This is a genomic window from Citrobacter sp. KH_055_1, assembly GCF_057838705.1.
The window spans coordinates 3,366,482-3,392,860 of the sequence record NZ_CM174473.1; the positions used below are offsets into that span (position 1 = coordinate 3,366,482).

Genomic DNA, 26,379 nt, shown 5'->3' on the forward strand with positions numbered 1-26,379 from the left:
CCACTCAGCGTGGGAGTTATTATTTTTTGATGTAACGCCGGAGCTGACATGAAAACCAAACTTAACGAACTGCTTGAATTCCCTACTCCATTTACTTACAAAGTAATGGGGCAGGCGTTGCCGGAGTTGGTTGATCAGGTGGTTGAAGTGGTACAGCGCCATGCGCCAGGTGATTACTCTCCAACAGTAAAACCGAGCAGCAAAGGCAACTACCACTCGGTCTCTATCACCATCACTGCTACGCACATTGAGCAGGTTGAAACCCTGTACGAAGAATTAGGCAACATCGACATCGTACGTATGGTGCTGTAACAGCCTGTCGGTTACCCGTTGCATTCTGCTCGGGTAACCTCTCTCTCCTTCCCCTGTGATATACTTTCCCCTCTTTATATTCTCTACTCGATGTGAGTATCTACGGAGATACCGTTTTGTATCAGGATAAAATTCTTGTCCGCCAGCTCGGTCTTCAGCCTTACGAGCCCGTCTCTCAGGCCATGCACGAATTCACCGATACCCGCGATGAAAACAGTCATGATGAAATCTGGCTGGTAGAGCATTATCCGGTCTTCACTCAGGGGCAGGCAGGCAAAGCAGAACACGTTCTGGTGCCGGGTGATATCCCCGTTATTCAGAGCGATCGTGGCGGTCAGGTAACGTACCACGGCCCAGGGCAACAGGTGATGTATGTCCTGTTGAACCTCAAACGCCGAAAACTGGGCGTTCGCGAACTGGTCACGTTGCTGGAACTAACCGTGGTAAACACGCTTGCAGAAATGGGTATCGATGCACACCCACGAGCCGATGCGCCAGGCGTTTACGTCGGTGAAAAGAAAATCTGTTCGTTAGGGTTACGGATTCGTAGAGGATGTTCATTCCATGGCTTAGCGCTTAACGTGGATATGGATTTGTCGCCTTTCCTGCGCATCAACCCTTGCGGCTACGCCGGAATGGAGATGGCGAAAGTTTCACAGTGGGACAGTCATGCCACCACCGAAAGCGTTCGTCCTCGTTTGCTGGCAAACATATTAGCGCTACTCGGTAACCCACCACACGAGTACGTCGCAGACTAAAAACGGGGCAGACATTGCCGCAGCATATGTTGTGGCAAATGGCACAAAACAACAACTATTTTACATTTTGCCAGCCTGTCAGGCTGCTTTCTGGCCCGTTTCAATGATATACTGCGTATCACTAATTCAAAAATAGTTGATAAATACAACATTCCCTTGAATTGAAACGCTTTCCTTCGTTATTCGCAACTGGAACACGCAAGCTATGAGTAAACCCATTGTGATGGAACGCGGTGTTAAATACCGCGATGCCGATAAGATGGCTCTTATCCCGGTAAAAAATGTGGCAACAGAGCGTGAAGCCCTGCTGCGTAAACCGGAATGGATGAAAATAAAACTGCCAGCGGACTCCACTCGCATCCAGGGCATCAAAGCGGCAATGCGCAAAAATGGCCTGCACTCTGTCTGCGAAGAAGCGTCCTGCCCTAACCTGGCTGAATGTTTCAATCACGGCACCGCAACCTTTATGATCCTCGGCGCGATTTGTACCCGCCGCTGCCCATTCTGTGACGTTGCCCACGGCCGTCCGGTTGCCCCGGATGCCAACGAACCGTTAAAACTGGCTCAAACTATTGCGGACATGGCGCTGCGCTATGTCGTCATCACCTCCGTCGATCGCGACGATCTGCGCGATGGCGGTGCTCAACACTTTGCGGACTGCATCACAGCTATCCGTGAGAAAAGCCCGTCGATTAAAATCGAAACGCTGGTACCTGACTTCCGTGGTCGAATGGACCGCGCGCTGGATATCCTCACCGCAACGCCGCCAGACGTGTTTAACCACAACCTTGAAAACGTACCGCGTATTTACCGCAATGTACGTCCGGGTGCAGATTACAACTGGTCACTGAAGCTTCTGGAGCGTTTCAAAGAAGCCCATCCGGAGATCCCAACCAAATCAGGTCTGATGGTGGGTCTGGGTGAAACCAACGCGGAAATCATTGAGGTCATGCGTGACCTGCGTCGTCATGGCGTTACCATGCTAACGCTGGGGCAGTATTTACAGCCAAGCCGTCACCATCTGCCGGTTCAGCGCTATGTTAGCCCGGATGAGTTCGATGAAATGAAAGCGGAAGCCATGGCGATGGGCTTTACCCATGCAGCTTGCGGTCCATTTGTACGTTCTTCATATCATGCAGACATGCAGGCAAAAGGGCTGGAAGTGAAGTGATCGCGTAATACTCACTTACATTTCAACAATAAAAAAACCGGCAAATTGCCGGTTTTTTTCATGCAGAGTTTGCAGTACGAGCATCATGCTCCTGACATCACTCTTTATGAGAAAGCTTCTCAGCCTGAACGCTACCATCTGCATCTTTCTTCGCATCGGCATTTTCATCGTTCATCGCTTTCTTGAAGCCTTTAATTGCCGTTCCCAGGTCTCCACCCAGAGTACGTAACTTCTTGGTACCAAACAGCAGAACGACCAGTGCGGCAACCACCAGCAGTTTGGTAATACTAATCTCACCCATAGATACCTTCTTCACTTAAACCAGGCTGCATAAAGCGCCATATTAACCTGAGAATTTTAACGGCCTTTCGACGCGGGCACACAATAGCAATCTGTAACAAGGTGAATCAAGTCTTGTTTAAAAAAACGTCATAATAATTGCGGTGGCGCAAAGCGTCGGTTGCGTAACACCGGAAGTTGCGCCCTGACCTGTCGCACTCGCTCGGCAGAAACCTCAGTAACAATCAGCGCGGGTGTTTCTGCGGCAGCGGCAATCGTCACGCCAAACGGATCGATTATCCGGCTTTGACCAATATTCTTATTGCCACACTCACCGGCAGCAATCAGATAGCAGGTCGCATCCAACGCTCTGGCCGCCAGCAGCGTAGCCCAGTGATGTTCTTTTAGCGCACCGCGTACCCAGGCCGCAGGGAGTACCAGAATATCTGCCCCCTGCAAAGCATGTGCTAATGCCAGCTCAGGGAAGCGTAAATCGTAACAGGTCATCACACCGACTTTAAGACCTTCCACGTCCAACAGCGGCGGTACGACATCGCCTGCATCAACATTACGCGACTCCTGAATCGAAAAAGCATCATAGAGATGTAATTTGGCGTAATGAGCCACAACCTGACCTCTTCGTAGCGCCACCAGCATGTTAAACGCCCGTCCCGGCAGCGAGGGAACATGAATCGTCAGGATCGTTGTCATCTCATTCTGCACGCTTTCTCGCAGTAATCGCGTCAGAAATCCCCCTTCCAGCCATTGAGCAGATTTCACTGACAGGTCAGGGTCAAGATCGTCACGGGCCAGCAACGCTTCGGGTAAGACCAACAATGAGACGCCCTCGCCCGCGGCCTGGGACATCAATGATACGCACGTTTCGGCATTTTTCTCCCATGAGGGACCCACGGCGAATTGCCCTGCAGCAACGAACATACTCCCTCCTGAAAAAACGGTTAGGCTCGCCAATAATGATTATTCAGCGTTACACTCACACTATATACAATCAAATAGCAGGATTATGCAGTGTCACAACTCCTTTTAGCGGTTTTTATTGGCGGTGGTACAGGTAGCGTAGCCAGATGGCTGTTGAGTATGCGATTTAACCCCCTTCATCAAGCGATTCCCTTCGGCACGCTGGCTGCAAACTTAATTGGGGCGTTTATCATTGGTATGGGGCTGGCGTGGTTCAATCGCATGACCCACATTGACCCTATGTGGAAGGTATTGATTACGACAGGCTTTTGCGGCGGGCTGACCACCTTCTCAACGTTCTCAGCAGAGGTGGTGTTTTTACTGCAAGACGGACGTTTTGGCTGGGCAATGGTGAACGTACTGATCAATCTGTTGGGGTCTTTTGCGATGACCGCCCTGGCGTTCTGGCTGGTTTCCGCTTCTTCGGCACACTGAAGATAAAAAAACCCGCAATTAAGCGGGTTTTGAATTCTTGCTGTCGTATGCTTACAGAGCGGTTACGTTTGCAGCAGAAGGGCCTTTGGCACCGTTAGTGATTTCGAACTCTACACGCTGACCTTCAGCCAGAGTTTTAAAACCATTGGTCTGGATTGCAGAGAAGTGTACGAACACATCTTTGCTGCCATCTTCCGGAGTAATGAAACCGAATCCTTTGGACTCATTAAACCACTTAACGTTACCTTTAATCTTAGACATCAAAATTACCTTTACATGAAAAATAGACACAAATGCTGTGTCGGGTATCAGTACAACAATTGTGGTGGACTTTGTCCAGTCGAACTTTGCCAAAAAGTGATAAATGTCGCGTTATTTTTGCAGTAACGTTCGTAACCAATTGTTTTTTAATGGTTTATACTTAGCTGTATAACAATTCACATCGTTCATCAAAACTGGAAACGCATCCAGGCAAAATAGACATTCCCGTTATTATACGTACCGGGTATGTAGGTCATCTGAAACGTTGCCGGACCATAACCTATCGATGCCAGTGGCAGTATCACCGGCACAGGAATGTAGTTCCAGTTATCACGCGCGGTGAAACCGGCGGTAAAGCCCAGACCAGTATGGAAGTTATCATCGGCCAGCGGGCGCCAGGTTTTTTCCCAGCCATATCCTCCGATGGGTTCCCACTTATTGTAGGAATCCTTAAAGGCCATAATATACAGCCCGTGCCAGTTGCCTTTATCATCCCAACGGGACTGACCAAATCCCGCTCCCCAGGGGCGTTCATTGTAACGATCTGTTTTATCTTTATCGTAGGCAAATCGCGCATGCCAGGTTATGGCGGGCACGTACAGGTCATAATGCTCCGGCTGCTGCCAGGTTTCACTGACATTATCTGTGAAGGTATCAAACCAACCTTTATCTTCAGCTGTGGCCTGTGGAATAACAGCCAACTGAATAAAAACAAATGAAATAAACAGGAAATAGCGCTTCGCGACAATCACAACGTAATTACCATTCTGGGGTTCTGCATTAATTGTAGCAAAGCCATCCTTAATGTTAACTTAACGAAAATGCTTAGGGTTAAAAATCAGAATATTCCCTTCGTATGCGCGTAGTTTATTTCCCTTATATTTCCCGAGCCTTATCTGAAACGGTCATTACTCTATTAATATCAATAAATTGTTCATTTTACATGCAAAAGTTAAATAAATTAACAATTAGAAAACAAAACAAGATCAATTCAATGTCAAATCCCACACAACCACAGACGACTTCACACTTTTTGATTGCAGCATTCCCGGTTCATCCGCTATGTTGAAAAAATGGCTCAGCCATTGGTTTAATCCGTATTTTTATTGATTTCAATCAGCGAGGGTTATCCGTTTATTAGGCACATTCTCTCACCGTTTTATGCTTTTTTTAGTTTTTTTACTTTCTGGGCGTCAATATGACAGGGGAAATAATGTTGACATTTATAGAACTCCTTATCGGAGTTATGGTTATTGTGGGTGTAGCGCGCTACATCATTAAAGGTTATTCAGCGACCGGCGTACTGTTTGTCGGTGGCCTTGTTTTACTGATTATCAGCGCCCTGATGGGTCATAAAGTTTTGCCTGGTAGTGCCGAAAGCACGGGCTACACAGCAACAGACATCGTTGAATACATTAAAATTTTGCTGATGAGCCGCGGTGGCGATCTCGGCATGATGATCATGATGCTGTGTGGTTTTGCCGCCTACATGACGCATATTGGTGCAAACGATATGGTGGTTAAACTGGCTTCCAAACCACTGCAATATATCAACTCACCCTATGTGTTAATGATTGCCGCCTACTTTGTCGCCTGCCTGATGTCACTGGCGGTTTCTTCAGCGACGGGGCTGGGCGTACTGCTGATGGCAACCCTCTTTCCGGTCATGGTTAACGTGGGTATCAGCCGTGGTGCTGCGGCGGCCATTTGCGCCTCCCCTGCCGCCATCATTCTATCCCCCACTTCTGGTGATGTGGTTCTCGCCGCCAAAGCCGCAGAAATGCCGTTGATCGACTTCGCATTTAAAACCACGCTGCCGATTTCCATTGCCGCCATTATCGGCATGGCGATTGCCCACTTTTTCTGGCAGCGCTATCTGGACAAAAAAGAGAACGTTTCTCACGAAATGTTAGACGTGGCCGAAATCACCACCACCGCGCCATCGTTTTACGCCATCCTGCCGTTTACTCCGATTGTCGGGGTTCTCATTTTTGATGGTAAGTGGGGACCGCAACTGCACATCATTACCATTCTGGTGCTGTGCATGCTTATTGCCGCAGTGTTGGAGTTTGTCCGCGGGTTCAATACCCAGAAGGTTTTCTCAGGTCTGGAAGTGGCCTACCGCGGCATGGCTGATGCCTTTGCTAACGTGGTAATGCTGTTAGTTGCCGCCGGAGTTTTCGCCCAGGGTCTGAGCACTATCGGCTTTATTCAGAGCCTGATCTCGATCGCCACCTCGTTTGGCTCCGCAAGCATTATTCTGATGCTGGTGCTGGTTATTCTGACCATGCTGGCAGCAATGACCACCGGCTCCGGTAATGCCCCGTTCTATGCCTTCGTTGAGATGATCCCAAAACTGGCGCACTCTTCAGGCATTAACCCCGCTTACCTCTCCATCCCGATGCTGCAAGCGTCGAACCTGGGGCGTACGATCTCCCCGGTCTCTGGTGTGGTCGTTGCCGTTGCGGGTATGGCGAAGATTTCACCGTTTGAAGTGGTCAAGCGCACGTCTGTGCCGGTGATGGTCGGGCTACTGATTGTCATTATCGCCACGGAAGTGATGGTGCCCGCTACAACCGCCGTGATTGGAGGTTGATAGCGAACAAAATGTAGGCCGGATCAGGCGGTTACACCGCTATCCGGCATTGCAACCGCACGTTGCCGGATGGCGATGCTAAAGCATCTTATCCGGCCTACGTCAGAAATCCGCATTTAGCCGCCATGATAAATACGCTGCGGCCGCCCAACCTTCCCGTGAATAATCTCCGCAATAATCAAATGCCGGCTGGCACAGTACTCCAGATAACGCCTGGAGGTTGTGCGGCTGATGGTCAACGCCTGTGCAATGGTCTCCGCAGTATGGTGTACCGTCGGATCAGCGAATAATTTCAGCACCGCATTCAGCGTTAGCGCATCAATACCCGTAGGCAAATCCCCTTTTGGTTCACCCCGCGCATAAGCGTTAAACATTTCATCAATCTGCTTTTGACTGGCACTGTCGTTACCCGCCAGCATGCGTCTGCGCTGCTGATAGCGCGTTAGCGTCTGCCCCAGTCGCTCGTAGGCAATCGGTTTGACCAGATAATCAAACGCCCCGCCGCGCACCGCCTCTGACACCGTATCCATGTCACTGGCAGCCGTAGTAAACACCACGCCGCCAGGGTAGCGTGCCTGAGTCAACTCATGTAGAAGGGTAATGCCCTTACCGTCCGGTAAATAGTTATCGAGAAGAATCAGACCGGGCTTAAAACGCGCGATCATCATCCGCGCCTGCTCCAGGTTCCCCGCCAACCAGATCTGGCTGAAACCGGGTATATGGCGGATATATTCAGCATGCATCTCCGCCAGCAGCGTTTCATCCTCAACGATCAATAGCGTTAATGGTTCCGTCATCGTTTTTTTTCACTTTCGGAAGAAATAGAGAAAATAAAGTGCCGCAGGGGGTGTTATCTTCAAGCGTAATAACCCCATCACAGCGCCTCACATAACTTGCAATCAGATACAAACCGATGCCATGTTCACCTGGTTCATCGGTACGGGTGCTCACACCCTGTTCAAATATTTTTTCACGTAACGCTTCCGGTACGCCGCACCCTTGGTCGGCAACTTCAATGATGACCTCTTCCCCTTCATCACTCAGAAACAGTTCAACAACCTTATTCCCTTGTTGGGTACGTAAGCTGGCCTCAAATGCATTATCAAGCAGATTGCCAACAATTGCTGCAAACTCTGTGCTATCCAGCCCTTCGGGAAGTTGATGAAGTTGACTTCCGGGAACAATCGTCATTTTGAGCCCCAATTCCCGCGCACGCTGGACTTTACCAAACAGCAGACCGGCAACCTGGCGATCGGCAAAGGCACCGCGCAGGTCATCAATCAGCTGCTGCTGGGCCTGGGATTCCCCCTGCACCATCTCAAGCACGCGATCGTATTCTTTCATTTGCAGCAGGCCATTAATGGTCGACATCCAGTTCAGATGTTCATGACGCAGTGTTCTCAGGCTCTCAACATATTGTTTGATTTGTGTCAGCTGGGCATTGAGGGTGGCTATTTCATCTTTGCTACGAAAACTGATAATCGCCCCGAGTAATTCATCGCCGGAACGAATAGCCTCACGGTTGGCGATAACGCTTAGCCCGTTAAAATTCACCATCGCATCCTGACGTTGCTCCGCAATCTGCTGCGTAAAAAAGTCCGACGGATTAACAACCTCATCAATGGGTTTCCCCAACCACTGCCGCCCTGGCGACGGAAGCCCCAGCATTTTTCGCGCACTGCGATTGATAGCAGTTATGCACCCGTCCAGGTCAACGGCAATCAAGCCTTCGTATACCGAGCTAAATAACGCGTCCTGTTGGCGCACCACACGGGCAATTTGTTTGGGCTCCATTCCCAGCATCTGGCGGCGAATATGGGCGGCAAAAAACCAGGAGAGCAGCATCAGTAACAACAGCAGCAGAAGAAACACACCCGCCATCGGCAGTAAAAAATCCGATCGCCAACTGTCGATTTTACTGATCAAATAACCTATCGAAACCACGCCAATAATCTTGCCATCATCATCAAAAATGGGCGTTTTAGCGCGCATTGCCAACCCAATAGATCCCGTCCCGGTAATAAAGTAGCTTTCCCCATTTGCCAACGCACCGGGCTTGGTGAACTGCATTGGGTAGCCAATTTTTTGCGGATTCGGATGGTAGAGGCGAATAGAGTTCTCATCACCGATCACCACATAATCGAAATCAGTCCCGCTCTGAAGCTTGTCGGCAATGGTCGCCAGACGCGTGTAATCGCGATGCTTCACCGCAGTGATGATGCTGTCGTTAGAGGCGATGATTTTCGCCTGGTTCATTGCCATATCACGGACGTGCGTTGTCAGGTAGTCTTCAAAACTGGCGGTGAAGTATTTCGCCAGCGCGGCGATGATAAAAATGGAAACGACCAGGATCAGCAGGAAAATACGCAATGGAAACGCCAGTCTGCGGAAAAAAGAAAACCGTGTTTTATTTTTATGTTGTGACATAATTTTTCCTCAACGACGTTAACCGCAACTTATTTTTTTGTATTTGTAATGAAAATGTTTTATTTACAAGTCACGCCATAAAATAGGATCGTTACAGATTCCCCACCTTAAATCAATTAAACAAATTAAAACCACGCGCTATTTCAGGGTTAAATTAATTAAAAAACTTAAAACCATAAAACACATAAAAACCTTCTAACGTATTGTGAAATAAATCAAAATTTACCTCTAAAATACCCCTTACGATGTATGCAGTAGGGAAAAAAAGAAATACTCCGTAATAAAAAAACTTCCCTTCATTTGCAAACAAAACGTTATCAGGTTGCTAAGCCTGGCAACAAAACCTAAAAGCCAGTAACAAATATACCATCAGGACACTTTTTACTATGTTCGGTAATAATATATTCTCGCACGTGAAGCGCTCAGAAAATAAAAAGATGGCGGCTATCGCTCAATTTCTGAAAGAGAATGATTTGAGCGTGGATACGACCGTTGAAATATTTATCACCGTCACCCGTGATGACCGCCTGATTGCCTGCGGCGGTATTGCCGGAAATATCATTAAATGCGTGGCTATCAGCGAAACCGTGCGCGGCGAAGGCTTAGCCCTGACGCTCGCCACTGAGCTGATCAATCTCGCGTATGAGCGTCACTGTACACATCTCTTCATTTATACCAAAACCGAATACGAAGCGCTGTTTAAGCAGTGTGGCTTCTCTACGCTGACCAGCGTACCGGGCATTATGGTGCTGATGGAAAACAGCACCACGCGTCTGAAGCGTTACGCCGAATCGCTGACAAAACAGCGTCGCGAAGGAAAAAAAATTGGCTGTATCGTCATGAACGCCAACCCTTTTACCAACGGTCATCGTTTTCTGATCCAACAGGCAGCGGCACAGTGCGACTGGCTACATCTGTTTCTGGTAAAAGAAGACACCTCACGCTTTCCGTATGAAGACCGTCTGGATCTGGTACTTAAGGGAACAAAAGATATTCCGCATTTAACCGTGCATCGCGGATCGGAATACATCATTTCTCGTGCCACGTTCCCGTGCTACTTCATCAAAGAGCAGAGCGTCATTAACCACTGCTACACCGAAATAGACCTGAAAATCTTCCGCCAGTATCTGGCCCCGGCACTTGGCGTCACGCACCGCTTCGTCGGTACCGAACCATATTGCACCGTCACCTCCCAGTACAACAACGACATGCGCTACTGGCTGGAGACCCCAACGCTCCCCGCCCCACCGATTGAACTGGTGGAAATTGAGCGGCTGTGCTTCCAGGAGATGCCGATTTCCGCCTCCTGGGTACGCAAGCTGCTGGTTAAAAAAGATCTCACGGCTATCGCCCCTCTGGTTCCTGAAGCCACGTTGCACTACCTGCAAAACATGCTTGAGAGAACCTCGCCAGGCGCGGTAGTCCGCCAAAATACCCCCGCATTAGCAACAGGTGAAAAATGAAAATAAAGCAGGCAGCCGTCGCAGGCACTCTCGAGTCCGGTGATGTGATGATTCGCATCGCCCCGCTCGATACGCAGGATATCGACCTGCAGATTAACAGTAGCGTTGAAAAACAATTTGGTGATGCCATTCGCACCACCATCCTCGACGTTCTGTCCCGCTACAACGTACGCGGCGTGCAATTAAATGTTGATGATAAAGGCGCACTGGACTGCATTTTACGTGCGCGACTGGAAGCATTACTGGCCCGCGCCAGCGGCATTCCGGCACTGCCATGGGAGGATTGCCAGTGATTTCTGAATCTTTGCAACAACGTAAATCCCGCACACGCCGTAGCATGTTGTTCGTACCGGGCGCCAATGCCGCAATGATCAGCAACTCGTTTATCTACCCGGCAGATGCGCTGATGTTCGACCTGGAAGACTCCGTCGCACTGCGCGAGAAAGATACCGCGCGTCGTCTGGTGTACCACGCGCTGCAGCACCCGCTGTATCACGACGTTGAAACCATTGTTCGCGTAAATGCCCTCGATTCTGAATGGGGTATCAATGACCTCGAAGCGGTCGTTCGCGGTGGCGCTGACATCGTGCGTTTACCTAAAACGGATACTGCGCAGGATGTTATCGACATCGAAAGCGAAATTCTGCGTATCGAAAACGCCTGCGGTCGCGAACCTGGCAGCACCGGTCTGCTCGCTGCTATTGAATCACCGCTGGGCATCACCCGCGCCGTTGAAATCGCTCACGCCTCTGAACGTCTGATCGGTATTGCACTGGGTGCAGAAGATTACGTGCGTAATCTGCGCACCGAGCGTTCGCCGGAAGGCACCGAACTGCTGTTTGCCCGCTGCTCTATTTTGCAGGCGGCACGCTCTGCGGGCATTCAGGCATTTGACACCGTTTATTCCGATGCCAATAACGAAGCCGGTTTCCTGCATGAAGCCGCACACATCAAGCAGTTGGGTTTTGACGGTAAATCGCTCATCAACCCGCGTCAGATCGACCTCCTGCACAACCTGTATGCGCCAACGCGCAAAGAACTGGCGCACGCCCGTCTGGTTGTAGAAGCCGCTGAAGCCGCCGCTCGCGAAGGCCGTGGCGTTGTCTCCCTGAACGGCAAGATGGTCGACAGCCCGGTTATCGAGCGCGCCCTTCTGGTTATCTCCCGTGCAGAACTTTCCGGCATTCGCGAAGAATAAGGCAAAAAAATGACGCAGAAAATCGAACAGTCTCAACGACAGGATCGCGTGGCGACCTGGAGCCGTCATGCTGAAAGCGACCTTTCCGCTTTCCACAGCAGCGCAAAAGTCGCGTTACAGGCGCAAAAACCCCGCGACAAAAAACTGTGCGCTAACCTGGAAGACGCTATTCGCCGTTCAGGTTTACAGGATGGAATGACTATCTCTTTCCACCACGCTTTCCGCGGTGGCGACCTGACCATTAACCTGGTGATGGATACCATTGCCGTCATGGGCTTTAAAAACCTGACGCTGGCGTCCAGCTCCCTGAGCGACTGTCACGCTCCGCTGGTGGAACACATTCGTCAGGGCGTCGTCAGCCGCATTTATACTTCCGGTCTGCGTGGTCCGCTGGCGGAAGAGATCTCCCGCGGTTTACTGGCTGAACCTGTGCAGGTCCACTCTCACGGCGGTCGCGTACACCTGGTGCAAAGCGGTGAGTTAAGCATTGACGTAGCCTTCCTCGGCGTACCGTCCTGCGACCAATTTGGTAATGCTAACGGCTACACCGGTAAAGCCTGCTGTGGCTCACTCGGCTACGCCCGTGTCGATGCCGATAACGCTAAACAGGTGGTCCTGCTGACCGAACAACTGCTGAGCTACCCGCATAATCCGGCCAGTATCACCCAGGATCAGGTGGATCTGATCGTGCAGATCGAGCAGGTCGGTGATGCGGACAAAATTGGCGCCGATGCAACCCGCATGACGACCAACCCGCGTGAGCTGCTGATCGCTCGCAGCGCGGCAGAGGTGATTGCCAATTCCGGTTACTTCAATGAGGGCTTCTCTTTGCAGACCGGTACCGGTGGCGCCTCGCTGGCCGTAACCCGCTTCCTGGAAGACAAAATGCGCAGCCGCGACATCCGCGCCGACTTCGCACTGGGCGGCATCACTGCCACCATCGTTGACCTGCATGAAAAAGGGTTAATCCGCAAACTGCTGGATGTACAGAGCTTCGACAGTGCCGCCGCAAAATCCCTGGCCCGCAATCCAAACCATATTGAGATCAGCGCTAACCAGTACGCTAACTGGGGTTCGAAAGGCGCATCGGTTGACCGTCTGGATGTCGTAGTGCTGAGCGCACTGGAAGTGGATACGAACTTCAACGTCAACGTGCTGACCGGCTCCGACGGTGTGCTGCGCGGCGCATCCGGTGGCCACTGCGATACCGCTGTCGGTGCTGCACTGTCGATTATCGTCGCCCCATTGGTTCGCGGTCGCATCCCGACGCTGGTTGATAACGTGCTGACCTGCGTCACCCCTGGCTCCAGCATTGACATCCTGGTCACTGACCACGGTATCGCCGTCAACCCTGCACGTCCTGAACTGGCTGAACGTTTGCAGGAAGCGGGGATGAAAGTGGTCTCCATCGACTGGCTGCGCGAGCGTGCACAGCAGCTTACCGGTCAGCCACGCGCCATCGAATTCACCGACCGGGTGATTGCCGTTGTGCGTTACCGCGACGGTTCAGTGATTGATGTTGTGCATCAGGTGAAGGAATAAGCCATGCACCTGCTCCCTGAACATGCCACCTGCCACGCGGTTTCTATTCCCGAGCTGCTCGCCAGCCGCGATGAGAGACAAGCACGGCAGCATGCCTGGCTCACCCGCCACTGCGCGCCACTGGTCTCTTTTACCGTGGTCGCACCGGGTCCGATTAAAGACAGCGAACTCACTCGTCGCATTTTTAATCACGGTATCACTGCCTTGCTCACGCTGGCGGAAAAATCGGGCTGGATAGTCAGGGAGCAATCTACGCGGGTTTCTGCCAGCGGGCCGGAAGGTCTGTTGTCTATAGAGGCCCCGGCACACGACCTCAAGCTCGCCACCATAGAGCTTGAGCATTCACACCCGCTGGGACGGTTATGGGACCTCGATGTCCTGACTCCGGAAGGAGAAATCCTGTCTCGCCGTCATTTCACGCTCCCTGCCCGCCGCTGCCTGCTGTGCGAGCAAAGCGCAGCCGACTGCGCGCGGGGTAAAACCCACACGCTTTCCGAGTTACTTATTCGCATGGAGGAACTGCTGCATGATGCCGATTCCCGCAACATCGACTAAATCCGCCGTTCTTCCTCAGGATTTACCAGAAGCGTACGCGACGCTCGCGTGGCGTGCCATGCTGACGGAAGTCAACCTGTCTCCCAAACCCGGTCTGGTGGATCGTATTAACAACGGCGCGCACAAAGACATGGCGCTGGATGACTTTCACCGCAGCGCCGAGGCGATCCACGCCTGGCTGCCGCGTTTCGTCGAATACGGGGCCTTCAGCGCGCAACTGGTACCTGAAGATGTGCTGAAAGGACTGCGTCCGGTGGGGATGGCCTGCGAGGCCGAGATGTTTCGCGCCACTGCCGGGGTGAACACCCATAAAGGCAGTATCTTTTCGCTGGGATTGCTGTGCGCCGCCATTGGTCGCCTGCACCAGCTCAGCCAGACCGTCACACCTGAAACCATTTGCTCTACAGCAGCAGCCTTTTGCCGCGGCCTGACCGAGCGCGAACTGCGCCAGAACAATCAACAACTCACGGCTGGCCAACGTCTGTATCAACAACTGGGATTAACCGGGGCTCGCGGTGAAGCCGAAGCGGGCTATCCATTAGTGATCCACCACGCGTTACCGCACTACCGCGCGTTGCTGGCTCAGGGTCGCGATCCTGAACTGGCATTGCTCGATACCTTACTGCTGCTTATGGCAATCAACGGCGATACCAACGTAGCTTCCCGCGGTGGCGCTGAAGGTCTGCGCTGGTTACAGCAGCAATCTGCCACATTATTGCAGCAAGGGGGAATTCGCACCCCCGCCGATCTCAATTACCTGCACCAGTTCGACCAACAGTGTATTGAACGCAACCTCAGTCCCGGGGGCTGTGCCGATCTGCTGATTGTCACCTGGTTCTTAGCTCAGATTTCACAAGTTCATCATTATCACCATTAAAGATCCTTTCCGGAGAATCATTCATGTCTTTATCAAAAGATAGTATATGGAAGTTACTGGCCCCGCTGGTCGTCATGGGTGTCATGTTTCTTATCCCCGTCCCTGATGGAATGCCCCCGCAGGCCTGGCACTACTTTGCCGTGTTTGTGGCCATGATTGTCGGTATGATCCTCGAGCCTATCCCGGCAACAGCGATCAGCTTTATCGCCGTGACAATTTGCGTGATCGGCAGCAACTACCTGCTGTTTGATGCCACAGAACTGGCAGACCCCACCTTTCACGCCGGCAAACAGGCGCTGAAGTGGGGTCTGGCTGGCTTCTCCAGCACCACCGTCTGGCTGGTGTTTGGTGCGTTCATCTTCGCACTGGGTTATGAAGTCACCGGTCTGGGTCGTCGTATCGCGCTGTTCCTGGTGAAGTTCATGGGGAAACGTACCCTGACACTGGGCTATGCGATTGTTATTATCGACATCCTGCTGGCACCATTTACACCGTCGAACACCGCGCGTACCGGTGGTACCGTTTTCCCGGTTATCAAGAACCTGCCGCCGCTGTTTAAATCATTCCCGAACGATCCGTCAGCTCGCCGTATCGGCGGTTATCTGATGTGGATGATGGTGATCAGTACCAGCCTGAGCTCCTCTATGTTCGTTACCGGCGCTGCGCCAAACGTACTGGGTCTGGAATTCGTTAACAAAATTGCCGGTATTCAGATCAGCTGGCTGCAATGGTTCCTCAGCTTCCTGCCAGTCGGTATTATTTTGCTGATCGTTGCGCCGTGGTTATCCTACGTTCTGTACAAACCCGAAGTCACTCACAGTGCAGAAGTTGCCGCATGGGCCGGTGACGAACTGAAAACCATGGGTAAACTAACCCGTAAAGAGATGACCCTGATCGGTCTGGTGCTGCTGAGCCTGGGTCTGTGGGTATTCGGCGGCAAGCTGATTGATGCCACCGCCGTGGGTCTGCTGGCGGTTTCTCTGATGTTGGCTCTGCACGTGGTACCGTGGAAAGACATCACCCGCTATAACAGCGCATGGAACACGCTGGTCAACCTTGCCACCCTGGTGGTAATGGCCAACGGCTTAACCCGTTCCGGTTTTATCGACTGGTTCGCTAACACCATGAGCTCACACCTGGAAGGCTTCTCGCCTAACGCGACCGTGATCGTGCTGGTGCTGGTGTTCTACTTTGCTCACTACCTGTTTGCCAGCCTGTCTGCGCATACCGCGACCATGCTGCCAGTAATTCTGGCGGTCGGTAAAGGGATCCCGGGCGTGCCAATGGAGCATCTGTGTATTCTGCTGGTGCTGTCCATCGGTATCATGGGTTGTCTGACACCGTATGCCACCGGCCCTGGCGTGATCATCTACGGCTGTGGTTATGTGAAGTCCAAAGACTACTGGCGTCTGGGCGCCATCTTCGGCGTTATCTATATCGCCATGCTTCTGCTGGTCGGCTGGCCGATTCTGGCAATGTGGAGCTAATCGTACTTCTTAGTCCTTAGCAAAAACGCGTAACGAAAATGATGCCGCTCAGCTAAACCTGAGCGGCTTTTTTTATGATTTAATAGATGACATTCAGAAATTATATAAGTATCCGAATTCATCATGACATCGACATGGCGTTATTGCTCTTTGCTGGCGGCACTTCTGCTGCCGGTTTCTGCGGCCCAGGCCGAACAACTTCAGGCAAAACAGTACGGTGACTTTGATCGCTATGTGCTGGCGCTCTCCTGGCAAACCGGTTTTTGTCAGAGCCAACACGAACGTAATCGTCAGGAACCCGACGAATGCCGCCTGCAAAAAGAAACTGCAAATAAAGCAGATTTCCTGACCGTTCACGGTCTGTGGCCTGGCCTGCCAAAATCGATTGCTGCCCGCGGTGTAGATAATCGTCGGTGGATGCGCTTTGGCTGCGCCACGCGCCCTATACCAAACCTGCCGGAGGCTCGTGCCAGTCGCAAATGCGCCGCGCCAGAAACGGGGCTTTCGCTGGAAAGCGCCGCAAAACTGAGCGCTGTGATGCCCGGCGCTGGCGGAACATCGTGTCTCGAACGTTACGAATATGCCAAGCACGGCGCCTGTTTTGGTTTCGATCCTGACGCGTACTTTGGCACTATGGTGCGAATGAATAGTGAGATAAAAAATACCGAACTCGGCAAATTTATTGCCGACAATTACGGAAAAACCGTCAGCCGCAACGCATTTGACGACGCCGTCGCGAAAACCTGGGGTACAAAAAGCGTGAAGGCAGTGAAGTTAAGCTGTCACGGTAATCCGGCCTACCTGACTGAAATCCAGTTTACGCTCAAGGCAGCCACCATTAATGCCCCGCTTTCCGCAGCATCGTTCCTGCCGCAAGCGCATCCTGGAAACTGCGGCAAGCAGTTTATCCTCGACAAAGTCGGTTATTGATCGCCTGAATGTGAACTAAATCACTTCAAACCTGGGGTAAGTCTCAGTATCATCATAAAAGCTAAACCCTTGCCGCCTGACGGTGAGGGTTTTCTTTTGGGATTATTTACCTGCGCACCCGCAGTATCGACGACATGGAGTAATAAATGTCCAGACCAACTATCATCATTAACGACCTCGATGCTGAGCGCATTGACCGCCTGTTGGAGCAACCTGCGTTTGCGGGTTTACCGATTGCTGACGCCTTAAACGCCGAGCTGGATCGCGCCCAAATGTGTTCTCCAGAAACCATGCCGCACGATGTCGTCACCATGAACAGCCGCGTGAAATTCCGCAATCTGAGCGATGGTGAAGTCCGAGTGCGTACCCTGGTGTATCCGGCCACGATGACCGACAGCAGTACTCAACTGTCGGTGATGGCCCCGGTAGGTGCTGCCCTTCTGGGTCTGCGCGTTGGCGACACGATCCACTGGGAACTACCAGGTGGTACATCAACCCATCTCGAAGTCATCGAACTTGAGTACCAGCCTGAAGCTGCGGGCGACTACCTGCGCTAACTCTGTTATAGCAAAGCTACTCGCTTTATCTTACAGGGGATGCTTACGCATCCTCTTTCCGATGATATCCCCGCCCCTCATTGACATTATTGCTGCTTTCCCTTTCCTGCTCGCAAAACATAAATCTGTGTCGTGACTGACAGAATCATTTTTAATACTATGCTGTTATGTGTTCATGTAATGACAAGGAGAATGTTTATGTACAACACAATCATAATGCCTGTTGATGTATTCGAAATGGAACTAAGCGACAAGGCTGTTCGCCATGCAGAATTTCTGGCACAGGAAAATGGGATTATCCATCTTCTGCATGTGCTTCCTGGCTCCGCCAGCCTGAGCCTGCATCGTTTTGCTGCTGACGTTCGCCGTTTTGAGGAACATCTGCAGCACGAAGCGGAAACCCGCCTGCAAACGATGGTCGGTCACTTCAGTATTGATCCTTCTCGCATCAAACAGCACGTTCGCTTTGGTAGCGTACGTGATGTAGTCAACGAGTTGGGCGAAGAGCTGAACGCCGATGTGGTGGTCATTGGATCGCGCAACCCATCAATCAGCACCCATCTGCTGGGTTCTAACGCCTCCAGCGTAGTCCGCCACGCCACCCTGCCGGTGCTGGTCGTTCGTTAAAAAAAGGGGCTACCTTTCGGTAGCCCCTTTTTATTCCGCATCGATGTTATTTCACCGAATCGGTAAGCCTGAAACGCGTTTGCGACCTCAGGCATTTTCCTTCTTTTGCAGGTGAGTCTTACTTTCTTTCTTATTGTACGGTGGAGCGAATCAGGTAATCAAAGGCGCTCAGTGAGGCTTTTGCACCTTCGCCGGTAGCTATGATTATCTGTTTGTACGGCACGGTGGTGCAGTCACCCGCAGCGAAAACCCCTTTCACGCTGGTTTCACATTTGGCATCAATAATAATTTCGCCCATGCGATTACGCTCAACGGCACCTTCCAGCCAGTTGGTGTTTGGCAGCAGGCCAATCTGCACAAAAATACCCGCCAGTTCCACATTGTGGACGTCGCCGCTGACGCGATCGCGGTATTCCAGACCGGTCACCTTGCTACCGTCACCCTTCACTTCAGTAGTTTGCGCATTCAGAATAATGTCGACGTTTTTCAGGCTACGCACTTTATTTTGCAGAACCTGATCAGCCTTCATTTCCGGCGCAAACTCAAGCAGCGTCACATGTTCAACTATACCGGCCAGATCGATAGCCGCTTCAACGCCCGAGTTACCGCCGCCAATCACCGCCACGCGTTTGCCTTTAAACAGTGGGCCATCACAGTGCGGGCAATAGGTTACGCCTTTGGTCCGATACTTATCTTCGCCCGGTACGTTCATGTTGCGCCATTTGGCTCCGGTGGCAATAATAATGCTGCGTGCTTTTAGCACCGCGCCGGAGGCCGTTTCAATCTGGTGCAAGCCGCCTTCCTGCGCAGCAGGAACCAGCTTGCTGGCGCTCTGGCTATCAATCACATCAACATCATAGTCATCAACGTGTGCTTTCAGCGCGCCTGCCAGTTTTTGACCTTCGGTTTTCGGCACCGAGATATAGTTTTCGATATCAACGGTATCCAGCACCTGACCGCCAAAGCGTTCACCCATCAAGCCGGTACGAATACCTTTACGTGCGGAATACACTGCCGCCGCCGCCCCTGCAGGACCCGAACCGACGATCAGCACATCATAGGCATCACGTTTATTCAGCTCTTCTGCCGCGCGCTTCTCAGCACCGGTATCGACTTTGGCGACGATTTCCGTCAGCGTCATACGCCCCTGACTAAACTCTTTGCCGTTCATATACACGGCCGGAACGCCCATCACGTTGCGATCGGTAATCTCATTCTGGAAAGTACCGCCATCAATCGCCGTATGCTTGATACGCGGGTTCAGCACCGACATCAGGTTCAGCGCCTGCACCACGTCAGGACAGTTGTGGCAGGACAGTGAATAATAGGTTTCAAACTCAAAATCGCCATCGAGATCGCGGATCTGCTCTAGCAGAGACTGCGCTTCTTTTGACGGATGACCACCGGTCCACAGCAGCGCCAAAACCAGAGACGTAAACTCGTGGCCCAGTGGAGAACCGGCAAAACGCGGTCCCTGGTGAGAACCTGGATTAGTAATCAGAAACGATGGCTTACGTACTGCCAGCGTGTTGTCTTCTTTAAAGGTTACTTTCTCTGACAGTTCAGCAATTTCAGTTAGCAGTTCCTTGATTTCTGCCGATTTAGCGCTGTCATCCAGCGTAGCAATCAGCTCAACAGGTTTGGTCAGTTTCTCAAGGTAAGCCCTGAGCTGGGTTTTCATATTTGTGTCGAGCATTGTTCTTCCCTCTCTGAAAACATCATCATGCAAGCCGATTTCACGGGACTGCATCAATGCAACTTGCATCATGATGCTGGAATAAAATGGGCGCGCCTGCGCCCATGACTGACGTAATTTCCTAAGTATTTCGCGTCAGAGCAAGGCGGCTAGCCTGGTAACCCCCGGGAGCTTACAGAAGTAAGTGACCGGGGTAAGCAGGTGACGCCAACACGGCTATGACGTGAAAGACGACGGAAATTTAGATTTTACCGACCAGGTCCAGGGACGGCGCTAATGTAGCTTCACCCTCTTTCCACTTCGCCGGGCACACTTCGCCAGGGTGAGAAGCGACATACTGCGCGGCTTTAATTTTACGCAGCAGGTCAGACGCATCGCGGCCGATACCTTCAGCGGTAACTTCGATCGCCTGGATGATACCCTGCGGGTCAACAACGAACGTAGCGCGGTCAGCCAGACCTTCATCTTCACGCATGTTGTCGAAGTTACGGGTCAGGGCGCCAGTCGGGTCACCGATCATCGCGTATTTGATTTTGGCGATGGTGTCAGAGCTGCTGTGCCAGGCTTTATGCGTAAAGTGGGTATCGGTAGATACAGAGTAAACGTCTACGCCCAGCTTCTGCAGTTCTTCGTAATGGTCTGCCACGTCGCCCAGTTCAGTCGGGCATACGAACGTAAAATCAGCCGGGTAGAAGAAGAAAACACTCCAACGACCTTCGATATCTTTCTCGGTAACTTCGATGAACTCACCGTTTTTGAACGCCTGGTTTTTGAAAGGTTTAATTTTGGTATTAATCAAAGACATCTGTACTTCCTCCGTGTTTTCGTTGAGGGATAAGTTAACGAAAATCTTTCATCAGGGCTAATGCGTTTCCTTTATCAAATCAATAAGCGTTAACTAACAACCGACTCAACAAAATGTTGTGAAACCGTAGCAAAAAGTAAAAAGGCCCCCTTTGCAGGGAGCCCATTACCCGAGTTACCCGCAGATAACTTCAGTGCCAGCGGACTGGCTAAGTGTTGCGCTCTACATTACCTTAACAAAGGTTGTAACAGCGATTGGGATTACATCACCCCACTCAAGAAAGGGCAATCGACAGACCGTCGGTCTTACCTATGGCTGTGATAGGTTTTGCATTTCAGCCCCCTTTCCTTTTGATTTTATAAGGAAAATCAATGTTTAAACGTATATTACTCTTCGCTTTGCTCCCTGCCGTCGTGCACGCCGAAGAACTCCCTGCCCCGGTAAAAGCCATCGAAAAACAGGGCATTACCATCCTCAAGCCGTTTGACGCGCCGGGTGGAATGAAAGGTTACCTGGGAAAATACCAGGATATGGGAGTGACTATCTATGTCACGCCTGACGGGAAACACGCCATTTCCGGCTACATGTATAATGAAAAAGGCGAAAACCTCAGTAATACATTGATAGAAAAAGAAATCTATGCACCTGCAGGCCGTGAAATGTGGCAGCGCATGGAAAAAGCGTCGTGGATTCTGGACGGGAAAAAAGACGCGCCGGTTATTGTCTATGTTTTCGCCGATCCCTTCTGCCCATATTGCAAACAATTTTGGCAACAGGCACGTCCATGGGTTGATTCAGGAAAAGTACAACTCCGGACATTGTTGGTCGGCGTAATCAAGCCCGAGAGTCCGGCAACCGCCGCAGCAATTCTGGCCAGCAAAGATCCGGCTAAAACATGGCATGACTATGAGGCCTCTGGCGGTAAACTCACGCTGAAAATGCCAGAGACGCCCCCTTCCGAGCAGCTGAAGGTATTGAATATCAACCAAAAATTGATGGATGACTTGGGCGCTAACGTCACGCCGGCAATCTACTACATGAGCAAAGACAACACATTACAACAGGCCGTCGGGCTGCCGGATAAAGAAAAACTGGACATTATAATGGGTAATAACTAAAACTAATATTATGAGTGATTGTTATCGTTCTCATTTCAATCACTCATGATGCATTTTCTACTCGTCAAATTAATACTGACTGTGATACTTTAGTTTAAGTTAACTATTCATTAAGCGCATAAAAGATTCTTAAAAGAAATAATTTGCAATTCAAATATATAAAAATGAAATATTTCCACATAAAATAACAATGAGAATATACATATGGCTAACCTCTATGACCTTAAAAAATTCGATCTCAACCTATTGGTTATTTTTGAGTGTATTTATCAACATTTGAGTATCAGTAAGGCCGCCGAAACGCTGTATATCACGCCATCCGCCGTAAGTCAGTCGTTGCAAAGACTACGCACACAGTTTAATGACCCTCTATTTATTCGGTCTGGTAAAGGGATCACGCCTACGGTGACAGGCATCAACCTGCACCATCATCTTGAGCAAAATCTTAACAATCTGGAGCAAACGATAAATATCATGCATAGCTCCAGCCTGAAAAAGAAGTTTGTCATTTACTGCCCACAACTTGTTACCGGTTTTAATATAAGAGAGTTAATTCATTATCTGAGAGAGGATGCCGATGTCGAAATTGAACATCATGATATATTAATGTCAGCAGAAACGGCTGAAAACATATTGGCTTATCGCAAAGCAGATCTGGTCGCTACTATTGTACCCGTGCGCAATCGTTCCATTATCTGCGCCCCGTTCAAAACCATCGAAGGTGTATTGGTTTGCAGTAGCAACCACCCCAGAATAAATGCTTCAAGCACACTTAAACAAGTACTGGAAGAACAGTTTACCTCTCTTCTCTCTGAAGAACTGGGTATGAAAGAGTACCAGTCAAAAACTAACGAATTTATGGCCAATCGTAATATAGGGTTTAGCAGCGACTCTCTTATTTCAATTACCAACGTCATTTCCAGCACTGATATCATCGGTATTATTCCCAGAGTCATTTTCGAGCACTACGCACCTATTTTCAATCTAAAAGAAATAGATATTGGTATAAAGATACCGTCAGCCGAACTTTTTCTGATGTATAATCGCGCCTCACTTAACAACAGCGGTTTTGCTGAATATATAAAAAGAATTATACCCGAGAGCGAATGAGCCAACATCGTTTATTTTTTAATTCAATGCATGCGCGATATGAATCAATGGAACCCATACACCAAGTAAATATATTTAAAAAAGTTGCGTGACCCGTAAATTAGCATATCTTATTGCAACCATTTATTATGTATAAAAATAATAAAGTTACGACCTGAGCTTGATATGTCTGTTTATAAAATACCGCTAAGTAAAAATGTACTTGAAGCCGCTCAGGAGCGCATTACGTGGACGCTGGAAACGCTGCCGCGCATTTGTGTTTCATTATCAGGTGGCAAAGATTCAGGGGTGATGTTGCATCTGACGGCCACACTGGCCCGTCAGATGCATAAAAAAATTCACGTATTATTTATCGACTGGGAGGCCCAGTTTTCCTGCACTATCGACTATGTGCAGGCATTGCGCGAACATTACTCCGACGTTATTGAACGGTTTTATTGGGTCGCCTTGCCGTTAACCACGCAAAATTCACTCTCGCAATTTCAGCCGGAATGGCAGTGCTGGGAGCCGAATACGCAATGGGTTCGCCAACCGCCAGCAGATGCCATTACCGATCCCGAGTTCTTCCATTTCTATCAGACCGGAATGACCTTTGAACAATTCGTTCGCGAGTTCGCTGACTGGTTTTCAGAAAAGCGGCCGGCCGCAATGCTGGTCGGGATCCGTGCCGACGAGTCATATAATCGCTTTGTCGCGATTGCCAATTCACATAAGCAGCGGTTTGCCGATGATAAACCCTGGACCACCGCCGCGCCTGGGGGACATACCTGGTACATTTATCCCATCTATGATTGGAAAACGGCCGATATCTGGACCTGGTTTGCTAAAACAAATATGACATGCAACCCCTTGTATAACCTGATGTACCAGGCCGGTGTCCCGACGCGATACATGCGCATTTGCGAACCCTTTGGCCCGGAACAGCGCCAGGGCCTTTGGCTCTATCACGTTATTGAACCGCAGCGATGGGCAGCCATGTGCGCCCGCGTGAGCGGCGTTAAAAGTGGGGGTATTTATGCCGGTCATGACAACCATTTTTACGGACACCGGAAAATATTAAAACCGGATCATTTAAGCTGGCAAGAGTACGCCATGCTGCTACTAAACAGCATGCCAGAACAGACAGCTGAGCACTATCGCAACAAAATCGCCGTCTATATTCAGTGGTATAAGAAAAAAGGTATGACCGATATCCCGCAAAATCAAGACGGTGATATTGGGTCCAGAGATATCCCCTCATGGCGGCGAATCTGCAAAGTCCTGCTGAATAATGATTACTGGTGTCGGGCGCTTTCTTTTAGTCCAACAAAGTCAAAAAGCTACCAACGCTATAACGAACGCATGAAAACAAAACGTCAGGAATGGGGGATTTTATGCAACAACGATTAACACAGGAGCTCCTCGGTTTTCTTTCTGAACTCCCCGAAAAAGAGCGAATTGAGGCCATTAATGAATTCAGAATAGCCATCCACAGCGTCAGTCCTTTTCGCGAAGAGCCGGTAGATTGTGTGTTATGGGTCGAAGGAAATCATATTACGCCTAACGACTACAACCCTAATAACGTGGCGCCGCCGGAGAAAAGACTGCTGCTGAAATCCATCGAGGCAGATGGATTTACCCAACCCATCGTTGTGGTTCACTCAACGGAAGAAGAATATGAAATCATTGATGGTTTTCATCGACATGAATTAGGCAAAAGCAAACCCTCGCTGAGATCCCGACTAAAAGGTTATTTACCCATCACCTGCTTGCAGCGTGAACGCCATGAACGCATGGCGGCAACGATTCGTCACAACCGTGCTCGCGGACGGCATCAAATCCACGCCATGTCTGAAATTGTCCGTGAATTATCACTCCTCGGCTGGAGTGAAGAAAAAATCGGTAAAGACCTCGGGATGGACAGTGATGAGGTATTACGTCTCAAGCAAATCAACGGTCTGCAAGAATTGTTCGCCGACCGCCGATTCTCCAAAGCCTGGACGGTGAAGTAACTACAGCGCGGCCAGGCGTTCTGCTGCCGCCAACAGCGTCGATTCCTGCTTGGCAAAACACAGGCGAATCAACTTGTGTGGGAAAGGATCGGCGCAAAAAACTGACAGAGGGATCGCTGCTACCCCCACCTCTTTGGTCAGCCACTGGCAAAACGCCACATCATCGAGATCCGAGACGGCACTGTAATCGATCAGCAAAAAATACGTCCCTTCGCAGGGCAAAATGTCCAAACGACTGTCACGGAGTGCGTTCACCAGCACATCACGTTTTCGCTGATAAAACGCGGGCAGGTCGCGGTAATGCGTTGGATCGGCCCGCAGCATATCCGCCAGTGCCAACTGCGCTGGCGTATTGACCGAGAAGGTCAAATACTGGTGTACCTTACGTAATTCGACGCTGATGTTTTTTGGCGCCACACAGTACCCAACCTTCCATCCGGTCATATGGTAGGTTTTGCCGAATGATGAGACCGCAACCGCACGCTCGCGCAGCTGCGGATGTGCCAGCACGCTGGCATGCCCTTGCGCGGCAAAGCAGATGTGTTCATAGACTTCATCGCTTACCACAAAAATATCGCGTGCTTTAATGGCCTGCCACAGCACATCAAAGTCTGCTTTTTGCCAGACGGTGGCAGAGGGGTTATGCGGTGTGTTGAGGATCACCAGTCGGGTCTTGTCGCTCAACAACGCGGTAAATGCCTGCCAGTCCACGCGAAAAGATGGCGGCTGCAGCGCGATACGTTTAACCACACCACCAGATAGCGCCACAGCGGGCGCATAGCTGTCATAGCTCGGGTCAAAACAAATCACTTCATCGCCGGGTCGCACTAAGGCCGTAATCGCCGAGTACAATGCTTCCGTCGCTCCCGCCGTCACCGTAACCTCACTGTCAGCATCCGGTTTATAGCCGTATAACTCGGCGGTTTTGTCGGCGATGGCTTCACGCAGCGGCTGCACACCTGTCATGGGGGCATATTGGTTCGCCCCTTGCGCTACATGGTACGCCAGGCGTTCTTGCAGATAGTGCGGGCCGTCAAAATCCGGGAATCCCTGCGACAGGTTAATCGCCTGATGTTCCTGCGCCAGGGCGCTCATTTGCGAGAATATGGTAGTGCCTAAATTGGGGAGCTTGCTTTGCACAATCAGCGAGTTATTACTCATTATTGTTATCCTGACGTGTGATGTTGTGGTTGAAGCCACTATAAC

Annotated in this window: 28 protein-coding genes; 19 read left to right on the forward strand and 9 right to left on the reverse strand. The window is 50.6% G+C overall.

Annotated elements, in window-relative coordinates:
* Nucleotides 1-48 precede the first annotated feature (48 nt).
* From ybeD to lipA, 3 genes are all read left to right on the forward strand, one after another.
* Entirely contained in the window at nt 49-312 is a 264-nt protein-coding gene (gene ybeD, locus AC3ITF_RS15995) for a DUF493 family protein YbeD (protein ID WP_003022706.1), read from the forward strand.
* A gap of 116 nt (nt 313-428) precedes the next feature.
* The gene (gene lipB, locus AC3ITF_RS16000) at nt 429-1,070 is read left to right on the forward strand and encodes a lipoyl(octanoyl) transferase LipB (RefSeq protein WP_117342219.1); all 642 of its coding nucleotides are present in this window, start codon (nt 429-431) and stop codon (nt 1,068-1,070) included.
* 205 nt (nt 1,071-1,275) lie between these two features.
* Nucleotides 1,276-2,241: a lipoyl synthase gene (lipA, locus tag AC3ITF_RS16005; protein WP_049269752.1), complete on the forward strand. Its 966-nt coding sequence runs from the start codon at nt 1,276-1,278 to the stop codon at nt 2,239-2,241.
* Nucleotides 2,242-2,338: 97 nt separating this feature from the next.
* On the opposite strand, the gene tatE is transcribed toward lipA, so the two are convergent.
* Together tatE and AC3ITF_RS16015 are read right to left on the reverse strand one after the other, a co-directional pair.
* Entirely contained in the window at nt 2,339-2,542 is a 204-nt protein-coding gene (gene tatE, locus AC3ITF_RS16010; RefSeq protein WP_045441030.1) for a twin-arginine translocase subunit TatE, read from the reverse strand.
* A gap of 128 nt (nt 2,543-2,670) precedes the next feature.
* A complete protein-coding gene (locus tag AC3ITF_RS16015; RefSeq protein WP_489175824.1) occupies nt 2,671-3,459 on the reverse strand; it encodes a deaminated glutathione amidase in 789 nt (262 codons plus the stop codon).
* A gap of 90 nt (nt 3,460-3,549) precedes the next feature.
* Between AC3ITF_RS16015 and crcB the strand changes: the two genes are divergently transcribed.
* The gene (gene crcB / locus AC3ITF_RS16020; protein WP_096757905.1) at nt 3,550-3,933 is read left to right on the forward strand and encodes a fluoride efflux transporter CrcB; all 384 of its coding nucleotides are present in this window, start codon (nt 3,550-3,552) and stop codon (nt 3,931-3,933) included.
* Nucleotides 3,934-3,984: 51 nt separating this feature from the next.
* Here the strand turns inward: crcB and cspE are convergent, their stop codons facing one another.
* Nucleotides 3,985-4,194 (reverse strand): transcription antiterminator/RNA stability regulator CspE, encoded by a 210-nt coding sequence (gene cspE, locus AC3ITF_RS16025; protein ID WP_000034826.1) that lies wholly within the window; start codon nt 4,192-4,194, stop codon nt 3,985-3,987.
* A 188-nt stretch (nt 4,195-4,382) separates the two neighbouring features.
* Nucleotides 4,383-4,946 (reverse strand): lipid IV(A) palmitoyltransferase PagP, encoded by a 564-nt coding sequence (gene pagP / locus AC3ITF_RS16030; protein WP_117342216.1) that lies wholly within the window; start codon nt 4,944-4,946, stop codon nt 4,383-4,385.
* Nucleotides 4,947-5,407: 461 nt separating this feature from the next.
* Between pagP and dcuC the strand changes: the two genes are divergently transcribed.
* Nucleotides 5,408-6,790, forward strand: coding sequence for an anaerobic C4-dicarboxylate transporter DcuC (gene dcuC / locus AC3ITF_RS16035; RefSeq protein ID WP_096757907.1), 1,383 nt, complete (start codon nt 5,408-5,410; stop codon nt 6,788-6,790).
* 116 nt (nt 6,791-6,906) lie between these two features.
* On the opposite strand, the gene dpiA is transcribed toward dcuC, so the two are convergent.
* Nucleotides 6,907-7,587: a two-component response regulator DpiA gene (dpiA, locus tag AC3ITF_RS16040; protein ID WP_096757908.1), complete on the reverse strand. Its 681-nt coding sequence runs from the start codon at nt 7,585-7,587 to the stop codon at nt 6,907-6,909.
* Nucleotides 7,556-9,217, reverse strand: coding sequence for a sensor histidine kinase DpiB (gene dpiB / locus AC3ITF_RS16045; protein WP_096757909.1), 1,662 nt, complete (start codon nt 9,215-9,217; stop codon nt 7,556-7,558). The genes dpiA and dpiB overlap by 32 nt, the downstream gene beginning before the upstream one ends.
* A 386-nt stretch (nt 9,218-9,603) precedes the next feature.
* On the opposite strand from dpiB, the gene citC reads away from it, so the two are divergent.
* The 10 genes from citC (at nt 9,604) to uspG (ending at nt 18,453) form a co-directional block, all read left to right on the forward strand.
* Nucleotides 9,604-10,680 (forward strand): [citrate (pro-3S)-lyase] ligase, encoded by a 1,077-nt coding sequence (gene citC / locus AC3ITF_RS16050; protein ID WP_115259108.1) that lies wholly within the window; start codon nt 9,604-9,606, stop codon nt 10,678-10,680.
* Nucleotides 10,677-10,973: a citrate lyase acyl carrier protein gene (gene citD / locus AC3ITF_RS16055; RefSeq protein WP_489175825.1), complete on the forward strand. Its 297-nt coding sequence runs from the start codon at nt 10,677-10,679 to the stop codon at nt 10,971-10,973. The genes citC and citD overlap by 4 nt, the downstream gene beginning before the upstream one ends.
* The gene (locus tag AC3ITF_RS16060; RefSeq protein WP_115259109.1) at nt 10,970-11,878 is read left to right on the forward strand and encodes an aldolase/citrate lyase family protein; all 909 of its coding nucleotides are present in this window, start codon (nt 10,970-10,972) and stop codon (nt 11,876-11,878) included. The genes citD and AC3ITF_RS16060 overlap by 4 nt, the downstream gene beginning before the upstream one ends.
* 9 nt (nt 11,879-11,887) lie before the next feature.
* Nucleotides 11,888-13,420, forward strand: a complete 1,533-nt coding sequence (citF, locus tag AC3ITF_RS16065) for a citrate lyase subunit alpha (protein WP_115259110.1) — start codon at nt 11,888-11,890, stop codon at nt 13,418-13,420.
* A 3-nt stretch (nt 13,421-13,423) separates the two neighbouring features.
* Nucleotides 13,424-13,975, forward strand: a complete 552-nt coding sequence (gene citX / locus AC3ITF_RS16070) for a citrate lyase holo-[acyl-carrier protein] synthase (protein ID WP_135912400.1) — start codon at nt 13,424-13,426, stop codon at nt 13,973-13,975.
* On the forward strand, nt 13,947-14,852 hold the full coding sequence (gene citG / locus AC3ITF_RS16075) for a triphosphoribosyl-dephospho-CoA synthase CitG (RefSeq protein ID WP_117342211.1): 906 nt from the start codon (nt 13,947-13,949) through the stop codon (nt 14,850-14,852). Before citX ends, citG begins: the two co-directional genes overlap by 29 nt.
* A gap of 23 nt (nt 14,853-14,875) precedes the next feature.
* Nucleotides 14,876-16,339 carry a citrate/succinate antiporter CitT gene (citT, locus tag AC3ITF_RS16080; protein WP_115259113.1) on the forward strand — a complete coding sequence of 488 codons (1,464 nt, stop codon included), beginning with the start codon at nt 14,876-14,878 and terminating at the stop codon, nt 16,337-16,339.
* Nucleotides 16,340-16,462: 123 nt separating this feature from the next.
* Nucleotides 16,463-17,269, forward strand: a complete 807-nt coding sequence (gene rna / locus AC3ITF_RS16085; protein WP_489175826.1) for a ribonuclease I — start codon at nt 16,463-16,465, stop codon at nt 17,267-17,269.
* Nucleotides 17,270-17,415: 146 nt separating this feature from the next.
* Nucleotides 17,416-17,826, forward strand: coding sequence for a nucleoside diphosphate kinase regulator (rnk, locus tag AC3ITF_RS16090; RefSeq protein WP_003022104.1), 411 nt, complete (start codon nt 17,416-17,418; stop codon nt 17,824-17,826).
* Between the two features lie 198 nt (nt 17,827-18,024).
* Nucleotides 18,025-18,453 (forward strand): universal stress protein UspG, encoded by a 429-nt coding sequence (gene uspG / locus AC3ITF_RS16095; protein WP_096757918.1) that lies wholly within the window; start codon nt 18,025-18,027, stop codon nt 18,451-18,453.
* Nucleotides 18,454-18,583: 130 nt separating this feature from the next.
* Here the strand turns inward: uspG and ahpF are convergent, their stop codons facing one another.
* Together ahpF and ahpC are read right to left on the reverse strand one after the other, a co-directional pair.
* Complete coding sequence (ahpF, locus tag AC3ITF_RS16100; RefSeq protein WP_489175827.1) at nt 18,584-20,149, reverse strand: alkyl hydroperoxide reductase subunit F; 1,566 nt, start codon at nt 20,147-20,149, stop codon at nt 18,584-18,586.
* A 241-nt stretch (nt 20,150-20,390) separates the two neighbouring features.
* On the reverse strand, nt 20,391-20,954 hold the full coding sequence (gene ahpC / locus AC3ITF_RS16105) for an alkyl hydroperoxide reductase subunit C (RefSeq protein WP_115259117.1): 564 nt from the start codon (nt 20,952-20,954) through the stop codon (nt 20,391-20,393).
* A gap of 371 nt (nt 20,955-21,325) precedes the next feature.
* Between ahpC and dsbG the strand changes: the two genes are divergently transcribed.
* The 4 genes from dsbG (at nt 21,326) to AC3ITF_RS16125 (ending at nt 25,173) form a co-directional block, all read left to right on the forward strand.
* A complete protein-coding gene (gene dsbG / locus AC3ITF_RS16110; RefSeq protein ID WP_181625103.1) occupies nt 21,326-22,072 on the forward strand; it encodes a thiol:disulfide interchange protein DsbG in 747 nt (248 codons plus the stop codon).
* A gap of 204 nt (nt 22,073-22,276) precedes the next feature.
* A complete protein-coding gene (gene citR, locus AC3ITF_RS16115; protein WP_117342209.1) occupies nt 22,277-23,182 on the forward strand; it encodes a DNA-binding transcriptional repressor CitR in 906 nt (301 codons plus the stop codon).
* Between the two features lie 165 nt (nt 23,183-23,347).
* Nucleotides 23,348-24,571, forward strand: a complete 1,224-nt coding sequence (locus AC3ITF_RS16120; protein WP_137400279.1) for a phosphoadenosine phosphosulfate reductase — start codon at nt 23,348-23,350, stop codon at nt 24,569-24,571.
* Nucleotides 24,556-25,173: an IbrB-like domain-containing protein gene (locus AC3ITF_RS16125; protein WP_096757924.1), complete on the forward strand. Its 618-nt coding sequence runs from the start codon at nt 24,556-24,558 to the stop codon at nt 25,171-25,173. Before AC3ITF_RS16120 ends, AC3ITF_RS16125 begins: the two co-directional genes overlap by 16 nt.
* On the opposite strand, the gene AC3ITF_RS16130 is transcribed toward AC3ITF_RS16125, so the two are convergent.
* Nucleotides 25,174-26,334 carry a pyridoxal phosphate-dependent aminotransferase gene (locus AC3ITF_RS16130; RefSeq protein WP_489175828.1) on the reverse strand — a complete coding sequence of 387 codons (1,161 nt, stop codon included), beginning with the start codon at nt 26,332-26,334 and terminating at the stop codon, nt 25,174-25,176. It lies immediately after the preceding gene.
* Nucleotides 26,335-26,379 lie beyond the last annotated feature (45 nt).

Excerpts from the sequence above, each read along its gene's own strand:
- ybeD (WP_003022706.1), top strand. The coding sequence starts at position 49 with ATGAAAACCAAACTTAACGAACTGCTTGAATTCCCTACTCCATTTACT.
- lipA (WP_049269752.1), top strand. The coding sequence starts at position 1,276 with ATGAGTAAACCCATTGTGATGGAACGCGGTGTTAAATACCGCGATGCC.
- tatE (WP_045441030.1), bottom strand. The coding sequence starts at position 2,542 with ATGGGTGAGATTAGTATTACCAAACTGCTGGTGGTTGCCGCACTGGTC.
- AC3ITF_RS16015 (WP_489175824.1), bottom strand. The coding sequence starts at position 3,459 with ATGTTCGTTGCTGCAGGGCAATTCGCCGTGGGTCCCTCATGGGAGAAA.
- cspE (WP_000034826.1), bottom strand. The coding sequence starts at position 4,194 with ATGTCTAAGATTAAAGGTAACGTTAAGTGGTTTAATGAGTCCAAAGGA.
- dcuC (WP_096757907.1), top strand. The coding sequence starts at position 5,408 with ATGTTGACATTTATAGAACTCCTTATCGGAGTTATGGTTATTGTGGGT.
- dpiA (WP_096757908.1), bottom strand. The coding sequence starts at position 7,587 with ATGACGGAACCATTAACGCTATTGATCGTTGAGGATGAAACGCTGCTG.
- dpiB (WP_096757909.1), bottom strand. The coding sequence starts at position 9,217 with ATGTCACAACATAAAAATAAAACACGGTTTTCTTTTTTCCGCAGACTG.
- citC (WP_115259108.1), top strand. The coding sequence starts at position 9,604 with ATGTTCGGTAATAATATATTCTCGCACGTGAAGCGCTCAGAAAATAAA.
- citD (WP_489175825.1), top strand. The coding sequence starts at position 10,677 with ATGAAAATAAAGCAGGCAGCCGTCGCAGGCACTCTCGAGTCCGGTGAT.
- citF (WP_115259110.1), top strand. The coding sequence starts at position 11,888 with ATGACGCAGAAAATCGAACAGTCTCAACGACAGGATCGCGTGGCGACC.
- citX (WP_135912400.1), top strand. The coding sequence starts at position 13,424 with ATGCACCTGCTCCCTGAACATGCCACCTGCCACGCGGTTTCTATTCCC.
- citG (WP_117342211.1), top strand. The coding sequence starts at position 13,947 with ATGATGCCGATTCCCGCAACATCGACTAAATCCGCCGTTCTTCCTCAG.
- citT (WP_115259113.1), top strand. The coding sequence starts at position 14,876 with ATGTCTTTATCAAAAGATAGTATATGGAAGTTACTGGCCCCGCTGGTC.
- rna (WP_489175826.1), top strand. The coding sequence starts at position 16,463 with ATGACATCGACATGGCGTTATTGCTCTTTGCTGGCGGCACTTCTGCTG.
- rnk (WP_003022104.1), top strand. The coding sequence starts at position 17,416 with ATGTCCAGACCAACTATCATCATTAACGACCTCGATGCTGAGCGCATT.
- uspG (WP_096757918.1), top strand. The coding sequence starts at position 18,025 with ATGTACAACACAATCATAATGCCTGTTGATGTATTCGAAATGGAACTA.
- ahpF (WP_489175827.1), bottom strand. The coding sequence starts at position 20,149 with ATGCTCGACACAAATATGAAAACCCAGCTCAGGGCTTACCTTGAGAAA.
- ahpC (WP_115259117.1), bottom strand. The coding sequence starts at position 20,954 with ATGTCTTTGATTAATACCAAAATTAAACCTTTCAAAAACCAGGCGTTC.
- dsbG (WP_181625103.1), top strand. The coding sequence starts at position 21,326 with ATGTTTAAACGTATATTACTCTTCGCTTTGCTCCCTGCCGTCGTGCAC.
- citR (WP_117342209.1), top strand. The coding sequence starts at position 22,277 with ATGGCTAACCTCTATGACCTTAAAAAATTCGATCTCAACCTATTGGTT.
- AC3ITF_RS16120 (WP_137400279.1), top strand. The coding sequence starts at position 23,348 with ATGTCTGTTTATAAAATACCGCTAAGTAAAAATGTACTTGAAGCCGCT.
- AC3ITF_RS16125 (WP_096757924.1), top strand. The coding sequence starts at position 24,556 with ATGCAACAACGATTAACACAGGAGCTCCTCGGTTTTCTTTCTGAACTC.
- AC3ITF_RS16130 (WP_489175828.1), bottom strand. The coding sequence starts at position 26,334 with ATGAGTAATAACTCGCTGATTGTGCAAAGCAAGCTCCCCAATTTAGGC.